Source organism: Paenibacillus marchantiophytorum, from assembly GCF_014640555.1.
Lineage (GTDB): Bacteria > Bacillota > Bacilli > Paenibacillales > NBRC-103111 > Paenibacillus_E > Paenibacillus_E marchantiophytorum.
Map to the genome: position 1 here is coordinate 84,402 of NZ_BMHE01000031.1, position 6,409 is coordinate 90,810.

Genomic DNA, 6,409 nt, shown 5'->3' on the forward strand with positions numbered 1-6,409 from the left:
GCTTTCATTCACTCCTAGTCCTCCAGCTTAAGCAATCTCGATTGTAGTTGTACCATTACGACCAGGATGACTAGGATTGCAATACCCAGTGCGGATCCATAACCCAGGTTATAATTCTGGAATGCGGTACCATATAAGTACTGAACTAACGTCAGTGTAGCCGTTCCGGGGCCCCCGTTCGTCATAACGAAGATTTGATCGAACACTTGGATCGTGTTAATCAGTGTCAGCGTAATAATCATCGAGGTGATCGGCTTCAATAACGGCAATGTAATTTGCACAAAGGTTTGGAATTTGCTTGCGCCATCAATGGTTGAAGCTTCGTACAGATCTTTGGGAATATCCTGCAGTCCTGCTAAGTACAGAATCATGTTGTAGCCTAGGAACGACCATACCGTGACAATGGCCACGGAAAAAAGCGCATACTTCTCATTCGTCAGCCACTCAACCGGGTTCAACCCGACCATTTTCAAATAATAGTTGAGAATACCGAAATTATTATCGTACAACCAATTCCAGATAATCCCAACCACAGCGGGAATCAATACATAAGGAATAATCGAGATCGTTCTGACCGCATTGCGATAACGGATCTTTTGATTCAGCAGTGCCGCTAACAGCAAACTAAACACAACAAGCGGCGGCAAAGTCATCAATAAGAAAACCAGCGTATTTTTCAGTGAAATGTAAAAGTAGGGGTCGTGAAACATCTTCTTAAAGTTGCTCAGGCCAGTGAAGGTTGCATGCCCAACGATGTTCCATTTCAAAAAGCTAACGAATAAGCCTGCCACACTTGGTCCCAAACGAAAAACGATAAAGACTAACAAGTAAGGCAATAGGAACAGCGCTGCAATCCTTCCTTGTTTTTTCATAGAGTCTACAACCCTTTCTAGTAGCATGTGTAGGAACAGGATACGCTCGATCGATTGGTTCGACCGTATCCTGAATGATTGAATTTGTCGCTATTCGGCTAAAATGGCATTGATGTCCTTCTTCAGCTGCTTAGCAATTTCAAGCGGGTTTTTATTGTTCAAAACAGCATCTTGCGCAGCTGTAAGGATCGGACTTGGTGCCGTGCTGGAGAACAACTGGGCGGATTTCGGATGTGCCGGCAAAAGTACCGCATTGCCCAAGCTGCTTACAAACGCTTCTCTGCCAGGCAGCTTCTTCGCTACTTCCATCCCTGAATTGCTCGAAGGTAATTGTCCGGATTTGGCCCATTCGCCCGAGTTTTTATCCAACCATTTGACGAACTCGATAGCTGCCGCCTTTTCGCTGGCATTCGCTTTCTCATTAACCGGGAAAGTCAGGACCTCAGCCGCTCCCCACGCCACTTGTTTATCAAACACCTTAGGATAAGGTGCGCTGCCCCATTTCACACTGGAAGTTTCCAGCTTCGGCATTTGCCATGGGCCATCAACAATCATCGCCACTTTACCAGAAATAAAATCATCCACAGGGGACTTTTCACCCTTCGGTACTACCTTGTACTTAAAGATCAAATCCTCTAGGAAGCCGAACGCTTTGGCTGCTTTTTGCTCGTCGAAATCCAACTTCTTCATATCTTCTTTAAATGGATTCTCTCCTTGTTGGCTGAGCAATGCATAAAATTGATAGAAGGCGTGATGATTCATATTGAAGCCCAGGCCATATTGCGTAATATTATTATCATCGAAACCGCTTTCATTTGGGTGTTTACCATTTTTGTCTAGGGTCAGCTTCTGCGCAAACGCGATCAGCTCATCCCCAGTCTTCGGCGCTGCAGCAACTCCTGCCTTCTCCAGCATTTCTTTGTTGAAAAACAAACCATGCATGTGGACGTCCAGCGGCACTGCGTACTGCTTCCCTTTGTACATCGTGCCCCCCCATGCAAAATCGGAGTAATCCGCTTTGGTCAACTTCGTAGACTCCAAGGCCTCTGCATCAAGAACTCCCATTTCTGCGAATTGCCCGATTTCAAATGGATGCATCGCTAACACATCCGGTGGTTGCCCGCCTTTCATTTCCGTCAGAAACTTGGTAAATAGCGGCGTCCACTGCATGGAAGTAAATTCGACATGAATCTTTTTTTGCTCAGCATTGAATTTGCCGACCAGCCCCTTCATCGTTTCCAGATCCGGCCCTGTCCAGCCTCCCCAGTAATCAATGTTGATGGGACCGCTTGGCTGCGCGGATCCGCTAGCTGCAGGCGTTGCCCCAACTTGTGTGCTTTCCTTAGTTTGACAAGCGACTACTAATGTGAGAAGTGCGGTTGAAGCAAGCAATGCAGACACCCTTTTGAGTTTCATATGAATCCTCCCTATGCATTGTATATGTCTTAAAGGGCTTTGAATTCAGCGTTGGAACGTCACGATTCAAAGCCACTAATAAGCAAATCCAGTTTAATCCTTATAGCCTCCGCAGGACTTGCGGAAGACCAAACTAGTTTCAAATCGTTGAATAACTGCTTCTTGATACTTGTGCTGCATCAGTTCCGTCAATAATCTGAAACATTCGCCCGCCATTTCCTCAACAGGTAGGTGAACGGTTGTTAATGTCGGAATGGTATAACGTGTAACTTCATCGTTGTCATGTCCGACAATTTCAATATCATCCGGCACTGACTTACCAGCTTCATTCAACCCCATCAAAGTGCCTACAGACATTTGATCACTAATGCAAAATATGGCGCTAGGCAGCCGACTTCCACTATTCAGTAATCGTTGTATAGCCTGATAGCCGCCTTTTTCAGAGAAATCCTCGAACACATGATGATCCGCAGAAATGTTCAAGCCTAACTCCTTGGCCTTAGCCATAAATCCTTCCATTCGAAGTCGGATCGCCTTGGAAGAAACACTAGGGACAATAAGTCCGACATCACGGTGCCCTCGGCTATCAAACAGATTTGCAACCTGTTCACCTGTCCTATAACTATCGACATTCACCGAGGAATATCGGGTAGAGCTTCGTTGATACAACACGATGGGCACCATCGGGTTGGTGTTCTCCAAATATTCTTCATCTTTCTCGGTAGGGTTCGCAATAATTGCGCCATTATAACGAGTTCCTGTCAGCAGGCTGTCAATCTCATGCAATCTGGTGCCTACATAAGGCTGGATTAACAATTCGTATTCTTGATCCAAAGAGGCAAACGAGCTTTGAAGCCCTTTCAAAAAACGGTTGATCAAGACGGTACGGGTATCAAGCGACCAGAATAAGGCTATGATCGGTAAAACCGTTTCGCCTCCGCTTCGCAAACGCCTAGCCGAGATATTCGGCTGATAATTAAGCTGTCTCGCAATCTCAAGAATTTTCTGTTGGGTCGTTTGTGATATCCGGTAATGATCGCCTTTACCATTGAGTACCATAGAAGCAGTTCCCTGTGAGACCTCTGCTAAGTGTGCAATTTCCTTGATGCTGGCCATACGCCACCTCACGCTTCCAAACATGCAACTGTTCGATAAATACGACTGCTGATAGGTCATGCTAATACGTTATGCTAATACGTTTTGCTAATACGTATTTTCTAATATGTCCCCATTATATTTTAGAAGCGCTTTCATGTCAATACGTTTGTTAATACGTTTTAGCAACCTATTCTCTTGAAGGCAGAAAAGGATCGTCGATGTGAACATTCACATCAACAATCCTTTTCTCCAGACCTATTCAATTGGTTCTCCACCACAAGAATTACGAGCAACTATATGCGTTTCAAGCATTTTGGATACGGGGACCGTTGTTCTGTGATGCATTAGACCCGTTAGTAGATGTATGCATTCTTCAGCCATTTGCTCAACAGGAAGATGCACAGTAGACAACGTCGGGATCGTATAGCTAGTGACCTCATCATCGTCGTGACCGATGATTTCGATTTCATTCGGCACCAGCTTGCCGAGTTCGTTCAGAGCCGCCAAAGCGCCCACCGCCATCTGATCGCTGATGATAAATAACGCGGTAGGCAGAGTTGCCTGATTCCTAAACAATTGCCGGATGGCTTCATCCCCGCCGCGCTCGGAAAAATCCGAGAAAACAATATGCGCCGGATTCACCTCAACGCCTAGCTCAGTTGCCTTCGCTAAGAAACCTTCTTTGCGAAACCTCACCGCACTTGAGGACACATTGGGCACAATAACGCCTATATGCTTATGACCCCGACTGGCAAATAAACCTGCGACCTCTTCTCCTGACTTGAAACTGTCGACATTCACCGAGGAATATTTGGCCGAGCTTCGCTGGTATAAGACGATCGGAACATTTAATAACGTATTCTCCAGGAACTCCTCGTCCTCTTCCGTCGGATTGGCAATGATGGCTCCATTATACCTGGTTCCGGTAATTAAGCTGCGCACCTCATGCAACTTCGTCCCCACATAGGGTTGAATCAATAGCTCATACTCTCCATCTATAGAGGATAAAGCGTGCTGCAGCCCCTTCAAAAATCGGCTTATTAACGCGGTGCGGGTGTCCAATGCCCAAAAAAGTGCGATGATCGGCAGCACCGTTTCCCCTCCGCTACGAAGACGCCTGGCAGATATATTCGGCTGATAATTTAATTGTCTTGCTGCTTCGATAATTCTTTGTTGCGTACTGGCCGAGATCCGATATTGGTCTCCTTTTCCATTAAGAACAATTGAAGCTGTGCCCTGAGATACGCCCGCATGCTGGGCTATTTCCTTAATGCTTGCCAAATGGATACACCCCGACCTATCAAAAATAATGATTCCTTGCGTAGTACCATAATACCATATACGGAATCGTTCATGTTCAATAAACATGAGGGCTGTCGAATGCTGAATTGGTGGATTTCACTTGGACAATCTACATTCTCCGAACTTAAACCGATGCTTGTCTCCCTTCGTTCTTGAGGATTGTTCTTTTTTCATATATATCGATTAATAACGGCGCATTCTGCTTATCTAGACGGATTCCAGAAGGTGCCTCCTATATCCAACAACAACCAGTCGCTATTGATGTGTCTTCGGATTCCCATGTTGTTTCAGAGGCACGATTGGTAACATCAACCCATGGGTTACTCCCATAGTCGGTATCGCCGTAATTTTTTGTTCTTACGTTTGCTCTAATCTGTACTGTCTGACTCACTCCTATGGTTGAGTCAGGGTTGACACCAATTTCCTTTTCCTCATAGATGTCCCCGAACCAAGTAATATCTACAGGAGTATCGTATTCCACAACCGCCTTAGGACAGCCATTAGGACGATTCATAAAAACTCTGTACTGCGTATTATTGAAGCTTTGTCCCGTTGTTGTATTAATTAGTGCAGTTATAGAACTTGTAACCGTCGGCTTTGAGTCATTCGGACTGTAAGATAGGGCGCTAATATAATGTACAGAATTATCTGGATCAAGCCGAACATTTTGAACACTACTAGCAGGAACACGACTTCCTTTATCATCGGACCAACTTGATGCTGACCATTTTGACAAATCCACATCATCTGGAACAGGGGAATCAACTGGTCGTGGATTGTTGCAATCTCCATTCCAACCAACATTCATTTGTCCACCTGAATAGTCTGCCCTAAAGCCTCCGGCATCCAATTGATACCAATACACGCCCGGAGTAGCAATAACAGGATCTGCTTTAATGGTTTTTGGTGCAGATTGTTGTGTTTTTGGTGGGTAACCCCCCCTGCTGCCTTTACATTTGAACTCCAGTCGATTGATATGTTCATAATCAATGAAGAAAGGACAAGAAGGGATGTAATTTTAGAAAATTTCATCAATTAATAATTTCTTCCTTTACTTTTTAAGAAAAATTCTTACATCATCGCCACTATCGGTGGTGAGAGGATATCCTATCGAACTTGATGGGTTTTTTTCAATATAAGAGATAGTCCATACCCTTTTTTCTTCATTTTTCAAGAAAAAATCGGCTTGATTAACACCAGGAATGGTAGACAGACCATAATCATTAACCTTGCTGCCTGGCAACCGAGCGAAGGAAGTTAGCGGAGTCAGTAATCCGTTAGCAAGTGTGTTCATGTCAGTTTGATCCATATACGATATAAGCGATAGGTCTAAGTAAACAAGATACTTTCCATAAAATACCTTCGGCACACTATCAACAAACATAGAAGCATATACACCTGTTCCTTCGGCCCCTTCGGTGTCTACAACAATTACATGATGAATCTTGTAACTTCCTGATTTATTTTTCAGGGTGATCTGCTTCTCTAAGATATTTGAGAAAGTATTTGTGATTCCTTTCAAATTCTTTGTGTAAAAATAAGAGGTCAAGGAAGTAACGTTAGTCCCAGTTGTCCCTACTTCACGCAACTCGTTTAACGCCTTGTATTGATCGGCTTTTTTTCCTTCAACATTTGCATAACGAAGCAAAATAGTGGTAACTTCTGCTCTTGTTGTTGTGTCATCTGGTCGGAAAGAACCGTCTTCGAACCCCTCAATAATT

General features: G+C 44.4%; 6 protein-coding genes. All 6 read right to left on the reverse strand.

Annotation, left to right across the window (positions count from 1 at the left end):
- Positions 1-14 precede the first annotated feature (14 nt).
- Positions 15-872: a carbohydrate ABC transporter permease gene (locus IEY34_RS24120; protein ID WP_189016052.1), complete on the reverse strand. Its 858-nt coding sequence runs from the start codon at positions 870-872 to the stop codon at positions 15-17.
- Positions 873-962: 90 nt separating this feature from the next.
- Positions 963-2,288: an ABC transporter substrate-binding protein gene (locus tag IEY34_RS24125; RefSeq protein WP_189016055.1), complete on the reverse strand. Its 1,326-nt coding sequence runs from the start codon at positions 2,286-2,288 to the stop codon at positions 963-965.
- A 93-nt stretch (positions 2,289-2,381) separates the two neighbouring features.
- The gene (locus IEY34_RS24130) at positions 2,382-3,404 is read right to left on the reverse strand and encodes a LacI family DNA-binding transcriptional regulator (RefSeq protein WP_189016058.1); all 1,023 of its coding nucleotides are present in this window, start codon (positions 3,402-3,404) and stop codon (positions 2,382-2,384) included.
- 237 nt (positions 3,405-3,641) lie between these two features.
- Complete coding sequence (locus tag IEY34_RS24135; protein WP_189016061.1) at positions 3,642-4,667, reverse strand: LacI family DNA-binding transcriptional regulator; 1,026 nt, start codon at positions 4,665-4,667, stop codon at positions 3,642-3,644.
- 253 nt (positions 4,668-4,920) lie between these two features.
- Positions 4,921-5,496, reverse strand: a complete 576-nt coding sequence (locus IEY34_RS24140; RefSeq protein ID WP_189016064.1) for a hypothetical protein — start codon at positions 5,494-5,496, stop codon at positions 4,921-4,923.
- Between the two features lie 243 nt (positions 5,497-5,739).
- Positions 5,740-6,409, reverse strand: a 670-nt coding sequence (locus IEY34_RS24145) for an S-layer homology domain-containing protein (protein ID WP_189016067.1), incomplete at its 5' end; no start/stop codon positions are given.